Source organism: Pantoea sp. C8B4, from assembly GCF_051336905.1.
Taxonomy (GTDB): Bacteria; Pseudomonadota; Gammaproteobacteria; order Enterobacterales; family Enterobacteriaceae; genus Pantoea; species Pantoea rwandensis_B.
Genome location: NZ_JBGMNK010000002.1, coordinates 198,310 through 218,920, shown reverse-complemented (window position 1 = coordinate 218,920; position 20,611 = coordinate 198,310). Strand labels below are relative to the sequence as shown.

Here is a 20,611-nt window from a genome sequence, read left to right as displayed (position 1 = left end):
GTGGGGATCTTATTTGAGTACTACTATTCTGTTTCTGGTGTAATGCGTTCCCTACAATCGAGAGACGGTTTCATTTAACTGGAAAATTTAGCGTATGAATTTGTGAGGAATGGATGGTGTGATGCCATCATGTTTTTAAGAAGAGCAATGTTCAGAATATTTAAAAAGCGTTTACGCCGTTTCAGTAGCGTAAACGCATCATACCTTACTTCTTATCCGCAGACAGTGACTCGCGTACCTTCTTCACCTCTTTTGCCGAAACTGCCGGCGCATCATTGCTCCAGCCGCTGCGTACAAACGTAGCCAGTTGCGCGACTTGCTTATCACTCAGACGTTCTGAGAAGCCCGGCATCGCCATTACAGAAGGCGCTTTCGGCGTAGACGGGGTCTGCGCGCCCTGCAGGATAATGTTGATGAGTCCGGTAGGATTATCTGCTGTCACGATGTCGCCGCCGTTTAGGCGTGGGAAGATGCCTTTCGCCCCCTTGCCATCGGTCCAGTGACAGGCTTCGCAGTTGTTCATATACAACATCTGGCCCGCGTTCAGATTATGTCCCTGCGTCAGGAAGTCAGCGGTTTTCTGTGTTTCCTGATCGACAGCAGCACGACGGTTTTTCACCGGCACATCCGCAGGCAATGACTTAAGATAGCGGGCAATCGCCTGCAAATCCGCATCATTCATATGCTGCATGCTGTGTTCCACCACACCCGTCATCTCGCCGCCGACGGAGGCAAAGTTGTTGCGCCCGGTCGCCAGATAGTCGGTGATATCTTTCACGCTCCAGGTCGGCATGCCGCGCAGAGCAGGCACCGGCCAGCCGTTGAGTTCGCCACCTGCCAAATAATGCGGGTTGGATTCGTTGAGCGCTTTTTCCTGCATGCCGATACCGCGCGGCGTGTGGCAACTGCCGCAGTGACCCAGGGTCTCCACCAGATACTTACCACGATTCAGTTCTTCAGGTGCCGTTGGCAGGGGGGTAAAGGGCTTATCTTCGGTAAACGCTTTATTCCAGAACCACATACCCCAGCGCTGACTGAAAGGAAACATCAGCGAGGTTTCCGGCGCTTTTTCCGCTACCGGCTGGACGCCCTTCATAAAGTAGACATACAGCGCATGGATATCTGCATCGGTCACGCCGCGATAGTCGGGATAGGGCATGGCCGGATAGAGATTTTTACCATCGCGGCGCACGCCTTTGCGCACGGCATCGGCAAACTCCTGCTCGGTGTATTCACCAATACCCACTTTAGGGTCTGGGGAGATATTGGTGGAATAAATCACGCCCATTGGGCTGGCAATCGCCAAACCGCCGCCGAAGTCTTTCCCACCGGCCACGGTGTGACAGGCGGTACAATCACCGGCGCGCGCCAGATATTCACCCTGGGCAATGAGCGCCGCGTCGGATGAATCTGCCGCCTGCGCGGCGCTGCTCAACAACCCGGCAATCAGCAGATAACGCAGTTTTAGTTTCATGGTTATCTCCTTATGCCTGCACCAGCGGACCGGGGTTATTCAGATACTGTTCGCGAATCGCTTTCGCGGACCAGTAAGCCAGGCCTGCCACCATCGCAGAAGGGTTGGCGTAGAAGTTCTGCGGGAAAGCGTTGGCACCCATCACGAAAACGTTGTGCACATCCCAGCTTTGCAGATAGCGGTTGAGCGCCGAGGTGCGCGGGTTGTCACCCATGATGGCGCCACCCGCGTTGTGGGTGTTGACGTAGTTCGGTGAACTGGAGAAGTGGCTGTCCATTTTCAGGATGTTGTGCGAATACTCGCTCGGATTAAGATGCTTAGTGATCGCTTCCATCTTCTCTTTCATGAACTGCAGCATGCGCAGGTCGTTCTGCACGTAGTCGTAGGTCACGCGCAGCAGCGGCATGCCGAAACGGTCTTTATAAACCGGGTCGAGATCGAGATAGTTGCCACGCGTTGCCATATTGCTGCCTTCCAGCTTCACGCCCATTGAATGGCCGTAGCTGCGCTTCAGTCCTTTCTTCCAGCCACTGCCCCAGGCGGGTGCGTCTTTGCGCACCGGGGCGGCCATTGGCGTACCGGTGGGCTGCGAGCTGTAAATTTTGGCGCCGCCGATAAAGCCCAGCGCGGCGGTATCAATATTGCCGGTGCCAAAATCGCTGATCACCGTACCGGTCGGTCCGGCGGTGGCGAACGGGTTGAATTCGAGATCGTCAAAGAACAGCGTAAAGCCACCGCCGTACTGGTGGGTGTAGTTACGGCCAATCACGCCCTCCTCGGTAATCGGGTTGTAGGGCTTGCCAATTGAAGAGTTAAGCAGCAGGCGCACGTTATTCAGGCCGAAAGTCGAGAGGATCACGATACTGGCCGGCTGGAAAATCTCGTCGCCGTTTTCGTCGATATAGGTTACGCCCGTCGCGGTTTTACCATCGGCATGTTTCTCCACGCGAATCACGTTGGCACGGGTTTTATAATCGAAGTTTTTGAACTGCTTCAGGCGGTCAAGGATCGCCGTTTGCGGTGAGGCTTTGGAGTAGTTGAGGCACGAGTAAAACTGGCAGAAGCCGCAATAGTTGCAGGGCGCAATCTGCTGACCATAGGGGTTGGTATAGGGCACCGACACCGCCGCGGAAGGCATAGAGTAGGGGTGATAGCCCATCTCCTGTGTGGCCTTGCGGAACATCGTGGCGTTAAGACTGTCTTCCAGCGGTCGGTTAGGGAAGGCGCTGGAACGCGCGCCCTCAAAGGGATCGCCACCTTGCTGGATCTCACCACGCAGGTTGCCGGTTTCGCCAGAAGAGCCACAAACTTTATCGAAGAAATCCATATGCGGTTCAATCTCTTCCCAGCTCACCGGAAAATCTTCGATACGCAGTTCTTCATCCAGTTCGCCGCGTTTGAAATGGGCATCGGCGTAGGTTTTCATTTTCAAATCGATCGGCGTCGGTCGGGTAATCATCCCCGTCCAGTGCAGTCCGGCACCGCCCACGCCATCACCAAGACGGAAAGCACCCAGTTCGCGCATCGGCAGCGCGGTTTCCGCTGCGTTATGGCGGATGGTGAAAGCGGCATCATGCGGGCTCTGCATGATTTTATGGCGTTTGGTGAAGGCCAGTTCATCTGCGGGTTTTGGATAGGCATAGTCGCTGTTAAGACGATCTTCTCCACGCTCCAGCGCGCGCACTTTTAATCCGGCCTGCGCCAGCTCAATTCCCATAATTGAGCCCGCCCAGCCGAGGCCCACGATGATGACATCAACGTGGTCGTTGGTTTTTTTCATTTATTTTTCCAGCAAGAATCAGGCTTGTTCGCCGCTCAGTGACACCGGGCCAAGGGGATATTTAATATTGTGGATTTTGATCCACTGCGGATAACTGGCACGCGCACCGGGAAAATTAATCATTTTCCACGCCGCCATGTTTTTATTTCCGCCATATTGCGGATCGGCCAGATAGCCTTCTTTGGTATTTTCCAGCAGGCGGGTAAAGAAATAGCCAGCGTTAAGATCGGCTTCACCAAACTGTGAAAAATCCACCGTGTTTTTTTGCAGGTCGGTGAGCACGTTGTCTCTGACTTTTGCCGGTAAATCGCTGAAGTTTTGGTTGTACTTCATGCGGGTGTACTGGTTGGTCAGCGCGATGCCTTTGCGATACAGCACCTGTAACGGGAACGGCATCTGGTAGCCAAACAGCTTGCTGGCGTGGCTGTCAAACGGTCCGTCCATGTACCAGTCATCGCCTTTGCCGTAAGGCGTAAGCATCTGCTTATCAATAAAGACCGGCACGTGGGTGTCCAGTGCGCCAGGACCTTCGTGGTCTGAGGGGATCAGGCGATCGCAGGCGGCCATGATGAATTTCCACTCATCGGCAGAAAAGAATTCGGGCTGGTAGCGATCTAATTCATCTGCGGGGCTGGGCACGGCGGCAAATACCGAACTGACGCCGCCTTTCATGCCCAATGTGGCAATTCCAATTAACGAGCCTATGATAAAAGGCCGTCGTCCAATGCGACATGTTTCATCTGCCATGGATATGTGTTTCTCATTATGGTGTTAATAATGGTGAAGCAGCCTGGTGTGTTATTTCGGGTGAAATGAGTGCTGCATTTAACCTGGTGAATAATGTTATTGGCTTGTAACGGCGCATAGTATGCACTTCCCGTTACGCTTATCATTAGCGCTGGTTTATATAAACTATTTGAATAATCCAATTTAAATAAAGTCATTGCCATTCATGATGTTAAATCGATTATCAAATAATGCGGTTACAGATTGTTATGTTTTGAGATCTTTGAGACATATTTATGCTGAGTAAATGATCAATAAAATAGGCTAGGCGAATTAACAACGGGTTAATTAATGCATTATTTTGTGGCGGGCTGTCAGTGAGCCGCTGCGCATGAATGCGCACCTTATGAAAAGCGCGCACGTTCCTAGAAGGAGTGTCATTTATGGTGACCGGAAAGCGTGCACGTCATCGTAGGGTTGCCATTCATGGCGACCGGAAAGTATGCACGTCATCGCAGGGTTGCCATTTATGGCGACCGAAAAGTACTTAGGCGACTCGAATTATCTGGCTTGTTGCGCCGCCACCGCCTGTCTTTCCAGACGGTAGCGGCGATATCAGGCTATCAATATGGCGCGAATATCATTCACATTGGTGAGCGTCGGGCCAGTAATCACTAAATCCCCGGTGGAGTGAAAATAGCTGTAGCTGTCATGGGCTTCCAGGTAGGCCGAGGCGCTTAGGCCGTTGAGCTTGCCGCGCGCCAGCGTATCGGGATACACCAACGCACCCGCCGCATCTTCGGTGCCATCAATACCATCGGTATCACCCGCCACCGCCCAGATGCCACTTTCGCCCTTTAATGCGCAGGCCAGGCTGAGCAGAAACTCGGTATTGCGTCCGCCTTTGCCCGCCCGCCCGTTTGCCACAGTGACCGTGGTTTCGCCGCCGGAAAGCAGCACAGCGGGCCCGACAACGGGATGACCGTACTGCTTTACCGATCGGGCAATACCGGCCATCACCACCGCCACTTCACGGCTTTCCCCTTCGATGGCATCGCCGAGAATCAAGGGGGTCAGGCCATGCGCGCGGGCGGCCAACGCTGCTGCCTGCAACGCGAGTGCGGGCGCCGCGATCAGCCTGACTTCACTGTTCGCGGCATTTTCCACTGGGCGGGTCGGCTGGCTCAGTACCTTACGCACCGTTTCCGTTACCGCAATGCCATAGCGCTCCAACACCCTGAGCGCATCGCGCGGCGTACTCTGGTCGGCGACGGTAGGGCCAGAAGCCACATCCGTCGGGTTATCACCTGGCACATCGCTGATAATCAGTGACACGATGCGTGCGGGTTGGGCCAGCGCCGCCAGCTTGCCGCCTTTCACCGCCGAGAGATGACGACGAACCAGGTTCATCTCTTTGATGTTGGCGCCGCTGTGCAGCAGGGCGCGGGTAATCGTCTGCTTATCGGTCAGCGTTAATCCCGGTGCGGGCAGCGCCATCAGCGCCGACCCTCCACCGGAAATCAATGCCAGCACCAAATCATCCGGGGTTAACCCGCGCAGCGTCTCCACAATCAGCATCGCGGCAGTTTCGCTCATGGCATCAGACACCGGATGTGCTGCCTCAAGAATACGGATGCGTCCCGCGGGTACGGCATGGCCGTAACGCGTCACCACCACGCCCGAGACATCCACATCTGGCCAGGCCGCATCCACCGCTGCCGCCATCGCAGCGGAGGCTTTACCGGCACCGATCACCACGCAACGTCCGCGTGGCTTTTCCGGCAGGTTGGGGGGGATCACCGGTCCGGCGCGGGCGCTGTCGACAGCGTGCTGAAAGATATCGCGCAGGATTTCTGCGGCCTGTTCATTTCTCATGATTATGCGGTCTCGGCGACGTTGGCTTTGGCTTCGATGAACTGCACGACAGCACGCGTCACGTCAGCGGTATTGGCGGTGCCACCGACATCGGGCGTCAGAATGCCCTGTTCGCACACGTACTCAATGCCTTCCATGATCAGCGCAGCCGCATCGGGTTCGCCCAGGTGCTCCAGCATCTGCACCGCAGTCCAGAAGGTGGCAATCGGGTTAGCGATGCCTTTGCCGGTGATGTCAAAAGCCGAGCCATGAATCGGTTCAAACATGGAAGGGAAACGGCGTTGTGGATCGATATTGGCGGTCGGTGCCACGCCCAGACTGCCCGCCAACGCACCGGCCAGATCGGAGAGGATGTCGGCGTGCAGGTTAGTGGCGACAATGGTGTCCAGCGTCTGCGGATGCAGCGTCATGCGGTGCGTCATCGCATCGACCAGCATTTTGTCCCACTGCACATCCGGGAACTCCAGCGCCACTTCAGCGGCAATCTCATCCCACATCACCATGCCGTGACGCTGGGCGTTAGATTTGGTCACCACGGTCAGCAGTTTGCGTGGACGCGACTGCGCCAGTTTAAAGGCGTAACGCATGATGCGGGTGACACCAACGCGGGTGAAGATCGCCACTTCGGTGCCCACTTCTTCCGGCAAGCCACGGTGCGCACGACCGCCGTTACCGGAATATTCACCTTCTGAGTTCTCACGCACGATAACCCAATCCAGATCGCCTGGACCACGGTTGCGTAGCGGCGAGGTGACGCCCGGCAGAATTTTGGTTGGACGCACGTTGGCGTACTGGTCGAAGCCCTGGCAAATCGGCAGACGCAGGCCCCACAGCGTAATGTGGTCAGGCACATCCGGTGCACCTACCGCGCCGAAGTAAATCGCATCGAATTTTTTCAGCGTGTTCAGGCCATCTTCCGGCATCATCACACCATGCTTTTTGTAGTAGTCCGAGCCCCAGTCAAACTTTTGCACATCGAACTTCAACTGTGGATTTTGACGCGTCAGCGCCTGCAGCACTTCCACGCCCGCTGAAATCACTTCCGGGCCGATACCGTCGGCAGGAATCGCGGCAATTTTGTAGTTACGCATAGTTAATTCTCCAATCAATGAGTATGAGGATGTGGAATCTCTGCCGTTTGCGGTTTGTTAGCCTTGGCAGAAAGAATCAGAACGACGAGGGCAGAGAGCGCCAGCAGTCCGGCGACGAAATACAGGCCCCAGGTGTAGCTACCGGTTTGCTGGCGGATGACGCCAATCATCATCGGGCCGACAAAACCGCCGAGGTTGCCGATGGAGTTAATGGTGGCGATACCCGCTGCGGCGGCCGGGCCGCTGAGGAACAGGGTTGGCATGCTCCACAGTGGCGGTTTCGAGGCGCTGATCCCCACGGTGACCAGCGTCAGGGCGATAATCACGGCAAACAGCGTGCTGACGTTACCGGCGTAAATCAGCCCGACAGCGGCCAGTAAACAGGCACCAATCACGTGCCAGCTGCGCTCTTTGGTGCGATCGGAATGACGTGCCCACAGGATCATGGCGATGACGCCGATCACTGCCGGGAAGGCGTTAAGAAAACCAATCTCCAGCGAGGAAGCACCAAAGCTGCGGATAATTTGCGGTGACCAGATGCCGAGAGTGTACAAGCCTGCGGAGGTGCCGAAGTAGACCAGCGCTAATGCCAACACACGCTTATCCGCCAGCCCACGCCAGGCGCTGCTGTGGCTCTGTTTTGCCGCACGCGCCAGCTCCTCAGCCTGCATGGTGTTTTCCAGCCACGCCCGCTCTTCGTCCGTCAGCCATTTGGCTTTGGCCGGACGATCGGTAAGGAAGAACAGCACCACCACGCCGAGCGCCAATGCTGGAATGGCTTCTAGCACAAACATCCACTGCCAGCCTGCGTAGCCCAGGAAGCCATGCATCTCCAGTAAGGCAGCGGAGATAGGCGATCCCAGCGCGGTCGAGAGTGGCGCCGCAGCCATAAAAATGGCCGTGACCTGCGCCCGTTTAGCCGCCGGGAACCAGTAGCTGAGATAGAGGATGATGCCGGGGAAGAAGCCGGCCTCCGCCACACCGAGCAGGAAACGCAGGGTGTAGAAGCTGGTGGTGCCTTGCACAAAGGCCATGCAGCCGGAGACCAATCCCCAGGTGATCATCACGCGGGCAATCCAGATCCGCGCACCGACTTTATGCAGAATTAAATTCGACGGGACTTCGAACAGGAAATAACCGAGGAAAAAGATTCCCGCCCCCAAACCAAATACCGTGGGCGAGAAACCTAAATCCTGATTCATGGTTAACGCGGCAAAACCAATGTTGACGCGATCGAGAAAGGCGATGAAGTAGAGCAGCATGATGAAGGGCACAATGCGTAACGTCACTTTACGCATCACCCTTTTTTCGAGGTGAGAGTTCATATTAAAGTGCTCCAGATTGTGTAGGGTGGTGTTATTTTTTTGTAATCGAGTTCAGTATGCAGTTTTGACTTGGCGGATCATCAAGAGTGGATTATATAAAGTATTTGAATAATCGAATGGCGAGGGAAATGTGGATATAAATCAACTGCGTTGTTTTGTGGCAGTGGGTAAAGAACTCCATTTTGGTCGGGCAGCCCAAAGAATGGAAATGATGCCTGCGTCACTTTCTCGCTTCATTCGATTACTCGAAGAGGACCTCGGCGTACGTTTGTTGAACCGTTCAACACGCAACGTTTCTTTAACGGCAGAGGGCGCGATATTTTTTGACGAAGCCAGCAAATTGATCGATCAATTTGATGCGCTGGCCCTGCGTTTTAAAGTGGGATTAAAAGATGAGCGCCGAACATTACGTATTGGTGCGATAGACAGCGCGGCGCGAGGATTAGTGCCCGCCTTGTTAAACTTATTTATCCCACTGCATCCCACCAGCGATATTCATATTATCGAAGATAAAACCATCAATCTGATCCCGAAATTAAAATCCGGCTGGTTGGATATGATTATTATTCGTGCGCCGCAGGTGATTGATGCCTCACTGGCCATGCGCTTTATTACCCGCGAAAGCTGCGTGCTGGCGGTGCCACGCAATCATCCGCTGGCGGGGAGAACGCAAGTCGCCGTGGAAGATTTTCAGCATGAAGCGATGATTATCCCTGACCGCCGTACCCGACCACACAGTCACGATCTCACCATGAGTTTATTTAAACAGGCGGGATTAACGCCTCACATCGCGCAGTTCGCTGAAGAGAAACAGACCATTTTAAGTTTGGTTGGGGCGGGATTAGGGCTGGCAGTGGTGCCCGCATCCTATCGCACCATGAACAGCGAAAGCGTCAGCTATATTGCATTGGCCTTGCCAGAGCAAATAAAAGGTCTGCCGCTGAGTATTGCCTGGCAAAAAGGCAATGAAGATGATTATCTGCGTGAGATGCTGCGCCTGTTAAATGACAACAAGCGCGAGCTGACTGAAAAACTGTGATGAATGCTTAACTAAATTCCGATTCCGGCGGGCAGTTCTCGCGAATATATATATTAAACGGCGTATAGCTGCCCGGACTTTTATCACTTTCCACCCGATTGAAATGCACGGCAATAATTTCCAGCGCACGGCGTGCTTCTTCATGCGGATTCTGGTCGATAATCACATCGATGACCCCTTCACGCAGCATACGACGACGCTCGGTAGTCAGTTCATGGGTAATTAATACCATTTGCTGTTCCAGCCCAAGGGATTTAATCGCTTGAGTGATATTGGTATTACCTGCTGAAACATTATAAATGCCGCGAATATTCGGATTGTTTTGTAATGCTCTACGCACCACTTCACCGGCACGGGTTTGATCTTCACCACTCTCCAGTGTTTCGCTGATCGCAAATAACGGGAAGCGCTCACGCAGCACTGAGCGAAATCCCATCTCGCGCTCCTCGTGCCCAATCATGTGCTGCATCCCCAACACCACCAACACCTCTCCGCCCTGACTGCCGCAAAAGCGGCCCATGAGTTCCCCGGCGGCGCGGCCCATTTGACGGTTGTCCGGCCCCACATAAGCGATTCGCCCGCTGGTGGGAATGTCCGTCACCAGCGTCACCACCGGGGTTTTGGCGGATATCTGTCTTAGCGCCTCTGCAACGTCAGGATCGTTGGGACAGACCACAATCATCGCGTCATTCACTGAGGCAATCTGGTGAATCTGCTTGATGGTGCCCTGCGGTTTAGTCAGATCGAGATAGTGAATAAAACAGTTAAGACGCATTTCCGACAGCGTGGCGCCGATATCGGCGAAGGCATTACGCAGGCCGCGATAAAAGGGATTCTTCGGCGACTGCATCAGTACCGCCACGCGCAGCATCGGCAAATAACCGCGAAACAGCACGCGATCCACATTGAGCTTATTGGCCCACTCCAGCACTTTGGCTTCCCGCGCGGGTGAGACACCGCCACGTCGGTTCATCACCCGATCAACGGTACTTAAACTGACGCCTGCGGCGGCAGCTATCTGATCCAACGTGGTTTTTTTGATGTCGCTCACATTAATTATCCGTTTTGAAGGGAAACCATCATTGCGTGAATGTTTACCGCCAATTCAGCATTTGATCAACAGTTATGCATCAATTAATTTCAAAGGGTGATGTGCGTAGCGTTTATTTAACGATTCGATGAATTTCTCATGAAAATAATCAGCGCAGAAACCTGTCTTTATTTAAAAGGTAAAGATAAAAGTGCGTGAATTATTCAGCCAATGCCACTCTTTTTATTTCAGGAGTTAAACATGACGCAATTAACAGGTATTGCGCTGCTCGGTGCGGGCCGGATGGCGAAAGTACATGCGGCAGCGATTCGCCAGGCGGGTGGGCAGATTGTGGCGGTGTACGATCCGGTTAGCGCCGCAGCAGATGCGATGGCAGCAGAAACCGGGGCGGCAGTGGCATCAAGCGCGGCAGCGGCCATCAGTCACCCTCAGGTCAGCGCCGTGGTGATCGCCACCTCGTCAGATACCCATGTGGAACTGATCATTGCGGCCGTCAATGCCGGTAAACCGGTACTGTGTGAAAAGCCGATCGCCAGCAGCCTGGCGGATGCGCGGCATTGCATTGAGATCATCGGCAGCGAGGCCGCTCAGCGGGTGTTTCTCGGCTTCAATCGCCGCTTTGACCGTGGGCATGCCTCGGTGCGCCATGCGGTACAGGCCGGTGAGATTGGTCGTCTTGAGCAACTGACCATCACCAGTCGCGATCCCTTCCCGCCACCGCTGGAATACATTCCACGCTCCGGCGGCCTGTTCCGCGACATGATGATCCACGATTTCGATATGGCACGCGGCATTGTCGGCAAAGAGTTTGTCAGTATCACCGCGCACGGATCGTCGATTATCGATCCCGAAATCGGTCGCCTGGGGGATGTGGATACTGCCAGCGTGACGTTACTGGCGGAGGACGGCACACTCGTCACTATCCTCAACTCCCGCCGCTGCAGCTATGGCTTCGACCAACGCATTGAAGCCTTTGGTGCCAGCGGCATGGTGATGTCCGATAACCCGCGCCAGTCTGGCTTTACCCGCTATGCACCAGATGCGCCGGGCTGTGCCGCACCGATTCTTGAATTCTTTATGGAGCGCTACGGGCCAAGCTATGTGGAGGAGATGCGGCTGTTCCTGGAGTGTGCACAGAGCGGCAAACCGATGCCGGTCAATGCATTGGACGGACTGAAAGCCGCACTGCTCGCAGAAGCCGCCACCGAATCACTCAGACTTGGTAAAACCCTGCACCTCACTGGATTAGATCAGGAGTTCCATCATGCATAACACTGCTGGCCGACATACGAATACCATTGCCATCGTGACTGGTGGCGCACAGGGCGTGGGTTTTGCCATCGCACGTCAACTGGTACTGGAGGGGTGCACACGACTGATCCTTGCCGGGCGTGATGCAGAGAAGGGCGCGCGTGCCAGTGCCGAACTGGCTGAATTGGGCGCCACGGCGCAGTTCGTCGCGCTGGACTTGCAGGATGTGGATGCGTGCCTGGCATTAACCGAGCGGGCGGTCGCTGCCTTTGGCGACGTGAACGTGCTGGTAAATGCCGCCGCACTGGGCGCACGCGGCACGCTGGTGGATACCCCAGTGGCACTCTGGGATCAGATGTTCAATACCAACGCGCGCGCACCTTTCTTTCTGATGCAAGGCTTTGTGCGCCATCGGCTGGCTCAGGGCGGCAGTGGGGCGATCGTCAATATCCTGTCGCAGTGCGCGCACTGTGGGCAATCCTATCTGGCACCCTATTCCGCCTCCAAAGGCGCGCTCGCCACGCTGACTAAAAACGTAGCCAATGCCTATCGCGGCAACCGTATTCGCTGCAATGCCATTTTGCCCGGCTGGATGGACACGCCAGGCGAGGATCTCACCCAACGAAAATATCACGGCGCGACAGATGGCTGGCTGGAACGTGCCGAGGCCTCGCAGCCGATGGGACAGCTTTGTAAGCCGCAGCAGTTGGCAAGCCTCGCCAGCTATCTGCTCAGTCAGGAAGCCGGTGTGATGACCGGTGCATTAATCGATTACGACCAGAATGTTGCCGGTGCTTATCCCGAGTAAGGATGCACCGATTCTGCCCCCTACAAATCAATACAATAAGGTCAGATTATGCAATTAAAAAAACACCTTACCGCGCTGGCACTGCTGTGCGCGTTACCCGTGAGCGTGATGGCGAAAGATCTCAGCATTGGGGTCAGCATGGATCACTTCGACGATAACTTTCAGACCATCCTGCGCCAGGCGATGGCGAGCAAAATGAAACAGCTCGGTGATGTTCAGGGACAGTTTGAGGATGCGAAAGGGGATTCCGCACAGCAGTTGCAGCAGGTGGAATCCTTTATCGGTCAGGGCGTTGACGCCATCATCGTCACGCCTACCGATACCCAGGCAATGAAACCGATTATCGCACTGGCACAGCGATCTAACGTGCCGCTGGTATTTGTTAACCGTCGGCCAGAAACCCCGTTGAGTGATCGCATGGCCTATGTTGGATCGGATCCACGTCTGGCCGGAAAAATGCAGATGGAAGCACTGGCGAAGAAGATGGGGGATAAAGGCAACGTGATGATCCTGATGGGGAATCTGTCGGGCGAAGATACCCGCGAACGCACCAAAGGGGTAGAAGAGGTGATTGCGCAGCATCCGGGCATGAAGGTGCTGGATAAGCAATCCGCGCTGTTCTTCCGCAAAGAAGCCAATGATGTCACCACCAACTGGCTGCTTACCGGCCAGGATATCAACGCCATCGTCGCCAACAATGATGAGATGGCGATCGGTGCCATTCTGGCACTCAAGCAGGCGGGTGCGAAGAACGTGCAGGTAGCGGGCATTGACGGCACACCGGATGCGCTGCAGTTCATCAAGAGTGGTGAGATGAGCCTGACGGTGTTTCAGGATGCCAAAGGCCAGGGCGATGGTGCTGTGCAATCGGCGGTTGCGTTGGTGAAAGGCGAGAAGGTGGCGAAGGATACCTTTATTCCTTATCAACTGATTACCCGGGAAAATTACAGTGAGTTTGCGCAGAATAAGGTGCGCTAAATATTAAGGTGCTGTTTCCGGTGCGCAGTAATGCGCACCCTGTACGACACCAGACTGCGTTATCACCCGTCGCTTAACTGACGAGCATGACGACCACCACGCAGTTTTTCCCGCAGTGGCTAATTCACGTAACTCTCTCTATGATGGATTTTTTCCCGCGTGATTGTCGGGAACGATCAATGACTTAGGGAAGTAACCACGCGATGACTCTGTTAAACGACCTCGATCTGCGTCAGCTGGAAGCCTTCTCGGCGGTAATTTCAGCGGGCAGCGTGACGGCGGCCGCCAAAGCGCTCAATCGTTCGCAGCCCGCCGTCTCCCGCCTGATTCAGGAGCTGGAGCAGTCGCTGGGTTATCCGCTGTTTATCCGCAACGGCCCGCGTATTCACCCCTCCGAAGAAGCACTGCAACTGCATCAGTATGTGCAGAAAGCGCTGCTGTCATTGCAGCAGATCCGCTTGCGCGCGCAAGAGATCGCCCATCAGCAGCATCGTCCGCTCAGTATTGCCGCCACGCCGGCATTGGCCGCCGGGTTGCTGCCCCAGGCGCTGGCGGCATTGAACCTGCAAAACAAAGTGCAGATTATCAGTGAATCGGCGGAGCAGACCGCGCATGCGGTGATCACCGCTGAAGCCGATATTGGATTATGTAGCTTGCCGCTGGAGCATCATGCGGTGGAGTTGCACTGGATTGGGCAATCACAGTGCGTGATTGCGCTGCCGGAAGAGGATGAACTGGCGGCATACAGTACGCTCTCGCTGAGCCAGCTTGCTGGCCGCCGTTTGATTGCGCCATGGAGTCCGCAACGCCTGCGTGGCCGTTACGAAAAAGCGCTGAAGAAAGTCAAAGCCCCTCTGCTGGAAACCATCGAAACCAACTCCTCGGCGAATATTCTGGGCTGCGTGCGTGCCGGATTGGGCGTGGCGATCCTCGAACCGGTGACAGGCTGGGGCATGCCGCTGGCTGGGGTGGCAATCCGTCCGATTCAGGAAGACATCCCTTACTTCTTTGGCGTGATCACGCCGCAAGGTCGGCAGATTTCCAGCGCGGCCCAGGCGCTGGTGGAAGCGCTGGCAGACGTTGCGGCCGAGTTGCTGCCAGGATTTGAACGCCTGCCCGCCAGCGAACATCCGCGCATCATGCGAGTGATAAACCAGGAGTCATAGCGGGGCAATTGAATTCATCCAACAGCATTAGCGCTTCAACAAGAGATGAAGCGCCGCTACGCATCAGAACCGAATGCATCACGTCACGCAGTAGCCCAATTTCGCTACAGCGACAAGATATAACACAGCGTCTTCCTGACTCACCAGGCGTGATGAATCCCTTCATTTTCAACGCTTATAACTTTTTCGGCATAAGATATAAGAAATCCATTGGTCAAATCCTGAGCGAAAATCTTGACTCACATTTAGGGCAAGAGGATTATGCGAAAACTTAGCTCTTATTATGCGTATTGATGATTGTTAGCTACCTATTATGCGTTTTATAGATAATAAAAAAGGTAGGGTCATCGGCGTGTTTTCATCGTTTTCGCTCGCTCTCAACGCGATCGCTGACACCAGGGAAATCTCTCAATGACATATGCCGCCAACGGTCTTGCCGCATTAGAAGCTCAGCTTCAGCAGGATCTGGAATTTCTGGAACTGCCCGCCAAATCCTGGGTACCGGAACGCACCTTTCAGAGTGCGCCGGTCCGCGATGTGGTGGTGATTGGCGCAGGCATGTGCGGTCTGGCGGCACTCGCCAAATTGCAGTTCACCGGCATCAGCAATGTGGTGGCTTATGACGCCGCACCCGCTGGGCTGGAGGGGCCGTGGATCACTTTTGCGCGTATGGAAACCCTGCGCTCACCGAAAACGTTGCACGGCCCGGCACTCGGTCTCGCACAGCTGACCTTCCGCGCCTGGTTCACGGCGCAGTGGGGCAAAGAGGCATGGCAGGAGCTGGACAAGATCCCTAAAGCGCAGTGGATGGATTACCTGATTTGGTATCGCAAGGTATTGAATCTGCCGGTACAGAACAATGTGCGCGTCACCCATATCCAGCAGGCCGGGGATTTGATTGCGCTGGATCTGGACGGTGCCGAAACCGATCGGGTTTACACGCGTCGCCTGGTGCTCGCCACTGGACGTTCTGGTCTCGGTGGTTTCGCTGTCCCGGATTTCCTGCAGGGCATTGATCGTCAGTTCTGGGCACACTCCGCTGATGACATCGATTTCACGGCCTTAAAAGGCAAGCGCATTGCCGTGATTGGCGCAGGCGCATCGTCGATGGACAACGCGGCTACCGCGCTGGAGCAGGGCGCGGGCGCAGTGGATCTGCTGATTCGCCGCAAAGAAATGCCACGCATCAATAAAATGACCGGCATTGGTAGCCAGGGCGTGGTGCACGGCATGCATCAGTTGCCAGACGCGTGGAAATGGAAATTCGTCGATTACACCGCCGCCACCCAAACGCCACCGCCGCGTTCTTCAACCCTGCGGGTATCACGCCATGAAAATGCGCGCTTCTTCCTCGACTGCGGGATTAACGCCGTCAAACAGGAAGAAAACGGACTGGTGATTGAAACCACCCAGGGTGCACTGCACTACGATTTTTTGATCGCCGCGACGGGCTTCACCAACGATTTCCACGGCCGCCCGGAGTTTGCCGCTATCGCGCCGCATATTCGCAGCTGGTCTGACGGTCGCTATCAACCTGAGATGGGCAATCCGCGCCACAGCCTGCTGGAAGCGCCGGATCTCGGCCCTTCGTTCGAGTTCCGCGAATTGACGCCTGATGGCTGCCCGATGCTGGCACACATTCACTGCTTCAACGATGCCGCGATGCTGACGCACGGCAAAGTTTCCGGCGATATTCCTGCGGTGAGCGCCGGGGCCGATCGCCTGGTGCGCGGTATCACTGCCTCACTGTTTGCCGAGGACGTCGAGCAGCACTACGCCAACTTACAAGCTTTTGACACCCCTGAACTACAGGGCGATGAATGGGTGGATTCAACCCCGTTACTAAAACAGGAGAACGCGTTGTGAGCGACGCTATTGATCAAGCAGCTGGATTAACACCAGAAGAGGCGTTGTATCAGACGCGCCGCCTGCGTCCCGAATTTGTTGAGGGTGCGGAAGCGTGCCGTGTGTCTGTACTTACGCCGGAAGACGATCAGGGTTTACCTGCGGATCTGCGTCTGGCACTGGCGCAGCGTATGGCGGTGTTGAACTACGATGCGCCACTGCAACGTGATTACCAGGCGCAGCTGGCGGCGTTAAATCCGTCTGAAGTCCTGCTGGCGCTGGCTTCGGGTTGCGCCGTAGCGGAAGAGCCGCTGGCCACGATTGCGCGCCATGCTGACATGGTCACGCAACAGCCCATTCAGGCTACCGAACAGCATATTCGCTTGCTGGAGCAGGCCGGTTTGAGCAACCCGCAAATTGTTGCGCTCTCTGAGCTGATCGCCTTTGTTAACTTCCAGACGCGCGTGGCGGCTGGCTTACGTTTGATGAGGTCCGCATGATTCCGTCGGTAAATCTCAAGCCGCTGCACTGGCATCCGTACATCACGCCAGTCGATGTAGAACAGGCGACACCGGCGCAGCTCGATGCGATGAAAGTCACGCCGTCCAACAAGAAGATCTCCGAGTACGTGCGCACGCTGGTGCACGATCCCGAGAGTTACACCGCACGTACCGGGCTGTTCAACGCCATTATGTATGTCGAAGGTGGCCTCGATCGCGCCGATCGTGAGCTGGGCGCGCTGGGAGCTTCGATCGTCAACGGCTGCCGTTATTGCGCGGTGGTGCATGCGCGCCGTCATGCACAGTTAGCTGACAGTGACGCCGTGGTCAGTGCCATCTATTTTGATAGAGCGGATGTATTAGGTGAACGCGATGCGGCGATCTATCGCTTTGCTCGCCGTTTATCGGTTACGCCTTCTGAGGCCACACCGGAAGATGTGGCGGCACTGCGTGCCGTCGGCATGAACGATCAGGAGATTATCGATCTGATCCACGCCATCGCCATTTTCGGCTGGGCCAACCGTCTGATGCATGTGCTCGGCCATGCTGACCTGAACAAATAAGGGCTGCACCGGATGTTAGAACTCAACAATATTACGCTCTCTTACGGCAGCAATCCGATCCTGAAAGGGGTTGATCTGTCGGTAAAACGCGGCGATGTGGTATCGATCATCGGGCCAAGCGGCACCGGTAAAACCACGCTGCTGCGCTGCATCAACTATCTGGCGAAGCCATCAGCCGGGACGATTCAGCTGGATCAGATCCACATGGATTATCAGTCACCGGATAAAGCGGCGATCCAGGCGATCCGCTTGCGCACCGCCATGGTGTTCCAGCAGTTCAACGTATTCAAAAACATGACGGTGCTGGAAAACGTGATGGATCCGCTGATCGTCATCCAGCGTAAAACCAAACAGCAAGCGCGCGACATCGCCGTGCAGGAGCTGGAGCGCGTGGGTCTGGGTGCCAAGCTCGATCACTATCCGTCTCAACTCTCTGGCGGCCAGTTACAGCGTACCGGTATCGCCCGTGCTTTGGCGGTGCGTCCGGATGTGATGCTGTTTGATGAACCGACCTCATCGCTCGATCCTGAGCTGGTGGGTGAAGTGCTGAAAGTGATTAAAGATGTGGCGTCATCCGGCATTACCTCGCTGCTGGTGACGCATGAGATGCAGTTCGCGAAAAGCATTTCGAATCGCATCGTGTTTATGGATCAGGGCGTCGTGGCCGCGCAGGGCAGTCCGGCAGAGATGTTTGATAACCCAACCCTGCCGCGCCTTGCACAGTTCCTCAGTTCAGAACGAGCATTCTAATAATTAAAGGAATCAAAGACATGCCTGCAATCAAAACCACATTACGTCGCCTGGCCGCGCCTGGCATCATCGCCCTGGCACTGATCAGCGGTAACAGCTTTGCTGACGCCGTTCGCACCATCAAAATCGCCACCGCTGCGGAATCCAAACCGCTGTCATGGGGCGCGATCGGTCACGAACCTGAGGGTTACGAGCCGGACGTGCTCAAAGCCATCAACGCTAAATTGCCACAATACAAATTTGTGATGGAAGGCGCGGCAGATATCGCGCAGGAAACGGGCCTGGTGACCGGCAAGTACGACATGGCGACTGGCGGTTACTACAAAGCGCCAGCGCGCAGCAAACAGTTCCTGATCCCGGATGCACCGATCGGTGCCAGCCTGATGAAGATCTACAGCCGCAGCGACAGCAATATCAACGGCATGAAGGATCTGGTCGGTAAGAATATCGTGCCGGTGACCGCAGGCGGCGGCGTGTATAAATTCGTCACTCAGTGGCAGCAGGATAACCCGAACGACAAAATCACCATCAAAGCGTCCAGCGCGGGCGTGCCTTATCCGGATCGCCTGAAAGAAGTGCAGAACGGGAAGTACGATGCGCTGATCCTGCCTTCAAACCTCGGTGAGCAGACGGTGATCGACAACCAGAAACTGGCGATCAAAGCCAGTGAGCCAGTGGTGATTAACAACACCTATGTACTGATCCACCGTTCTGCTGAAAACCAGGCTCTGAACGATGACGTGAACAAAGCGCTGAAAGAACTGAAAGATGACGGCACGCTGGATAAGCTGGCGCAGAAGTGGTTCGGCGAAGAAGTCACTAAGTACATGAAGTAATAGATTCACTGCGCCCGGTGTTGAGCCGGGCGCATGCTGTCCTTTTTAGCAGGAGTGTTTCACCGTGAATCTATCCTCCATGATTCCAGAACTGCTGTCGGCGCTGCCACTGACGCTCGGCATCATGTTTGTCGCGATGATTGCCGGGTTCTTTCTGGCGCTGATCGCCACCGTTTTTCGCGTGCGCCGTATTCCCGTGATCAGCCAGCTGGCCGATCTCTATGTTTCCTACGCGCGCAGCGTGCCGGTGGTTTTACAGCTGTTTGTCGCTTTTTACGGCATGCCGCTGATTACCGATAATTTTGGTTTTAGCGATTTCTTCACGGCCAACGTGGCGGCGATGATTGGCTTGAGCCTTTACCACGGCGGCTATCTCTCTGAAGTGATGCGCCCGGCGTATCTGGCGGTGGAGCGCGGTCAGCACGATGCCACTGACAGCCTCGGCTACAGCTTCCGCCAGAAAATGCTGCGCGTGATTGGGCCGCAGGCGGTGCATTTTGCGCTGCCAGGCTACGGCAATGCGATTATCTATCTGATTCATAACGTGGCACTGGTGATGTACATCGGGGCGGCGGATGTGATGGCAACCGCGCACCTGATCATGGAACGCGATTACAACCAGTATCAGTTCGGCACCTATCTGGTGCTGGCCGTGCTCTATTCACTGCTGTGCGGTGTGGCGTGGCTGGTTATCCGCTTCTTTGAACAACGCCATGCGAAGTACAGCTCGAAGTCTGCGCCGCGCGTGAAGTTCACTGCCAGCGTCTGAGAAGGGGAGACAAACCATGTTTGATGCTGAGGTTTTGCTGCCGGACTTCTGGAGCATTCTCGATGCGGTACCGGTGACGCTGTTGATGGCGGTCACGGTCTTTATCTGTTCGACGCTGTTGGGTGGGCTGTTTGCCTTTATTGAGCATCGCCGCATTCCGCTGCTGCGCCAGTTGGTGATCACCTACAAAATCGCTTTCAAAGGCGTGCCAATGGTGGTGGTGATTTTCCTCGCCTATTACGGCTTGCCACCGGCGCTGCACTTTGTTGCCACGCTGTTTGGCGTCGAGGTGAATGCCCACTCACTGCCGAACTGGGTGATCATCATTGTGGCGCTGAGTGCCTGTGTTGCGGCATTCCAGGCCGAAGTGTGGAAAGGTGCACTGAACTCGTTCGACAGCGGACAATCCGATGCGGCTTTATCGCTGGGCTACAGCGGCGGACAGCTGTTCCGTCGGGTGATGTTCCCACAGATTATTGTGGCGGCGATCCCCGATCTGGCGAATGCCTTTATGGTGATCATGAAAGCCCTGTCGCTGGCGTTTGCCATCGAAGTGGTGGATATCTTTGCCCAGGCGCAGCTGACGGCGGCACTGAACTTCTATTACCTCGAGGCCTTCCTGATTGCAGTGGTGTTCTATATGGTGATTGCCTATGTGGTCACTAAGATCGCCGACAAGATCGAGGCGGCGCTGCGCGTGCGCACCTAGAGATTGCTCAGTTGTGATGAAACGGCAGCCTAGTGTGGCTGTCGTTTTTTTTGGCAAATTTGCGCGCTACCGGGC

At 55.4% G+C, this 20,611-nt stretch carries 19 protein-coding genes; 12 read left to right on the top strand and 7 right to left on the bottom strand.

Annotation, left to right across the window (positions count from 1 at the left end; genetic code table 11):
- Nucleotides 1-205 precede the first annotated feature (205 nt).
- The 6 genes from ACCW76_RS03780 to ACCW76_RS03755 all read right to left on the bottom strand — a co-directional run bounded on the left by ACCW76_RS03780 (nt 206) and on the right by ACCW76_RS03755 (nt 8,271).
- Nucleotides 206-1,474, bottom strand: coding sequence for a c-type cytochrome (locus ACCW76_RS03780; protein WP_436337792.1), 1,269 nt, complete (start codon nt 1,472-1,474; stop codon nt 206-208).
- 10 nt (nt 1,475-1,484) lie between these two features.
- Nucleotides 1,485-3,254 (bottom strand): GMC family oxidoreductase, encoded by a 1,770-nt coding sequence (locus ACCW76_RS03775; protein ID WP_436337791.1) that lies wholly within the window; start codon nt 3,252-3,254, stop codon nt 1,485-1,487.
- Between the two features lie 18 nt (nt 3,255-3,272).
- Nucleotides 3,273-4,001 carry a gluconate 2-dehydrogenase subunit 3 family protein gene (locus tag ACCW76_RS03770; RefSeq protein WP_045814749.1) on the bottom strand — a complete coding sequence of 243 codons (729 nt, stop codon included), beginning with the start codon at nt 3,999-4,001 and terminating at the stop codon, nt 3,273-3,275.
- Between the two features lie 594 nt (nt 4,002-4,595).
- Entirely contained in the window at nt 4,596-5,855 is a 1,260-nt protein-coding gene (locus ACCW76_RS03765) for a glycerate kinase type-2 family protein (RefSeq protein ID WP_436337790.1), read from the bottom strand.
- Between the two features lie 2 nt (nt 5,856-5,857).
- Complete coding sequence (locus tag ACCW76_RS03760; RefSeq protein WP_436337789.1) at nt 5,858-6,946, bottom strand: tartrate dehydrogenase; 1,089 nt, start codon at nt 6,944-6,946, stop codon at nt 5,858-5,860.
- Nucleotides 6,947-6,960: 14 nt separating this feature from the next.
- Nucleotides 6,961-8,271: an MFS transporter gene (locus tag ACCW76_RS03755; protein ID WP_200679810.1), complete on the bottom strand. Its 1,311-nt coding sequence runs from the start codon at nt 8,269-8,271 to the stop codon at nt 6,961-6,963.
- Between the two features lie 130 nt (nt 8,272-8,401).
- Here ACCW76_RS03755 and ACCW76_RS03750 point away from each other — a divergent pair, with 130 nt between their 5' ends.
- A complete protein-coding gene (locus ACCW76_RS03750; protein ID WP_045814745.1) occupies nt 8,402-9,310 on the top strand; it encodes a LysR family transcriptional regulator in 909 nt (302 codons plus the stop codon).
- Between the two features lie 7 nt (nt 9,311-9,317).
- Here ACCW76_RS03750 and ACCW76_RS03745 read toward each other — a convergent pair whose 3' ends face one another.
- A complete protein-coding gene (locus ACCW76_RS03745; protein ID WP_038644805.1) occupies nt 9,318-10,361 on the bottom strand; it encodes a LacI family DNA-binding transcriptional regulator in 1,044 nt (347 codons plus the stop codon).
- A gap of 240 nt (nt 10,362-10,601) precedes the next feature.
- Between ACCW76_RS03745 and iolG the strand changes: the two genes are divergently transcribed.
- From iolG to ACCW76_RS03690, 11 genes are all read left to right on the top strand, one after another.
- Nucleotides 10,602-11,633, top strand: coding sequence for an inositol 2-dehydrogenase (gene iolG / locus ACCW76_RS03740; RefSeq protein WP_045814743.1), 1,032 nt, complete (start codon nt 10,602-10,604; stop codon nt 11,631-11,633).
- A complete protein-coding gene (locus ACCW76_RS03735) occupies nt 11,626-12,420 on the top strand; it encodes an SDR family oxidoreductase (RefSeq protein WP_436337788.1) in 795 nt (264 codons plus the stop codon). Before iolG ends, ACCW76_RS03735 begins: the two co-directional genes overlap by 8 nt.
- 48 nt (nt 12,421-12,468) lie before the next feature.
- The gene (locus tag ACCW76_RS03730; protein ID WP_045814741.1) at nt 12,469-13,398 is read left to right on the top strand and encodes a sugar ABC transporter substrate-binding protein; all 930 of its coding nucleotides are present in this window, start codon (nt 12,469-12,471) and stop codon (nt 13,396-13,398) included.
- 203 nt (nt 13,399-13,601) lie between these two features.
- On the top strand, nt 13,602-14,564 hold the full coding sequence (locus tag ACCW76_RS03725; protein WP_436337787.1) for a LysR family transcriptional regulator: 963 nt from the start codon (nt 13,602-13,604) through the stop codon (nt 14,562-14,564).
- 411 nt (nt 14,565-14,975) lie between these two features.
- Nucleotides 14,976-16,430, top strand: coding sequence for an NAD(P)-binding domain-containing protein (locus tag ACCW76_RS03720; protein WP_436337786.1), 1,455 nt, complete (start codon nt 14,976-14,978; stop codon nt 16,428-16,430).
- Nucleotides 16,427-16,909, top strand: a complete 483-nt coding sequence (locus ACCW76_RS03715) for a CMD domain-containing protein (RefSeq protein WP_436337785.1) — start codon at nt 16,427-16,429, stop codon at nt 16,907-16,909. Before ACCW76_RS03720 ends, ACCW76_RS03715 begins: the two co-directional genes overlap by 4 nt.
- Nucleotides 16,906-17,472: a peroxidase-related enzyme gene (locus ACCW76_RS03710; RefSeq protein ID WP_045814738.1), complete on the top strand. Its 567-nt coding sequence runs from the start codon at nt 16,906-16,908 to the stop codon at nt 17,470-17,472. The genes ACCW76_RS03715 and ACCW76_RS03710 overlap by 4 nt, the downstream gene beginning before the upstream one ends.
- 12 nt (nt 17,473-17,484) lie before the next feature.
- Complete coding sequence (locus tag ACCW76_RS03705) at nt 17,485-18,222, top strand: amino acid ABC transporter ATP-binding protein (RefSeq protein WP_436337784.1); 738 nt, start codon at nt 17,485-17,487, stop codon at nt 18,220-18,222.
- A gap of 20 nt (nt 18,223-18,242) precedes the next feature.
- Entirely contained in the window at nt 18,243-19,058 is an 816-nt protein-coding gene (locus ACCW76_RS03700) for a transporter substrate-binding domain-containing protein (protein WP_034823325.1), read from the top strand.
- Nucleotides 19,059-19,137: 79 nt separating this feature from the next.
- A complete protein-coding gene (locus ACCW76_RS03695) occupies nt 19,138-19,827 on the top strand; it encodes an amino acid ABC transporter permease (protein WP_436337897.1) in 690 nt (229 codons plus the stop codon).
- A 16-nt stretch (nt 19,828-19,843) separates the two neighbouring features.
- Nucleotides 19,844-20,536 (top strand): amino acid ABC transporter permease, encoded by a 693-nt coding sequence (locus ACCW76_RS03690; RefSeq protein WP_038644824.1) that lies wholly within the window; start codon nt 19,844-19,846, stop codon nt 20,534-20,536.
- Nucleotides 20,537-20,611: the final 75 nt, after the last annotated feature.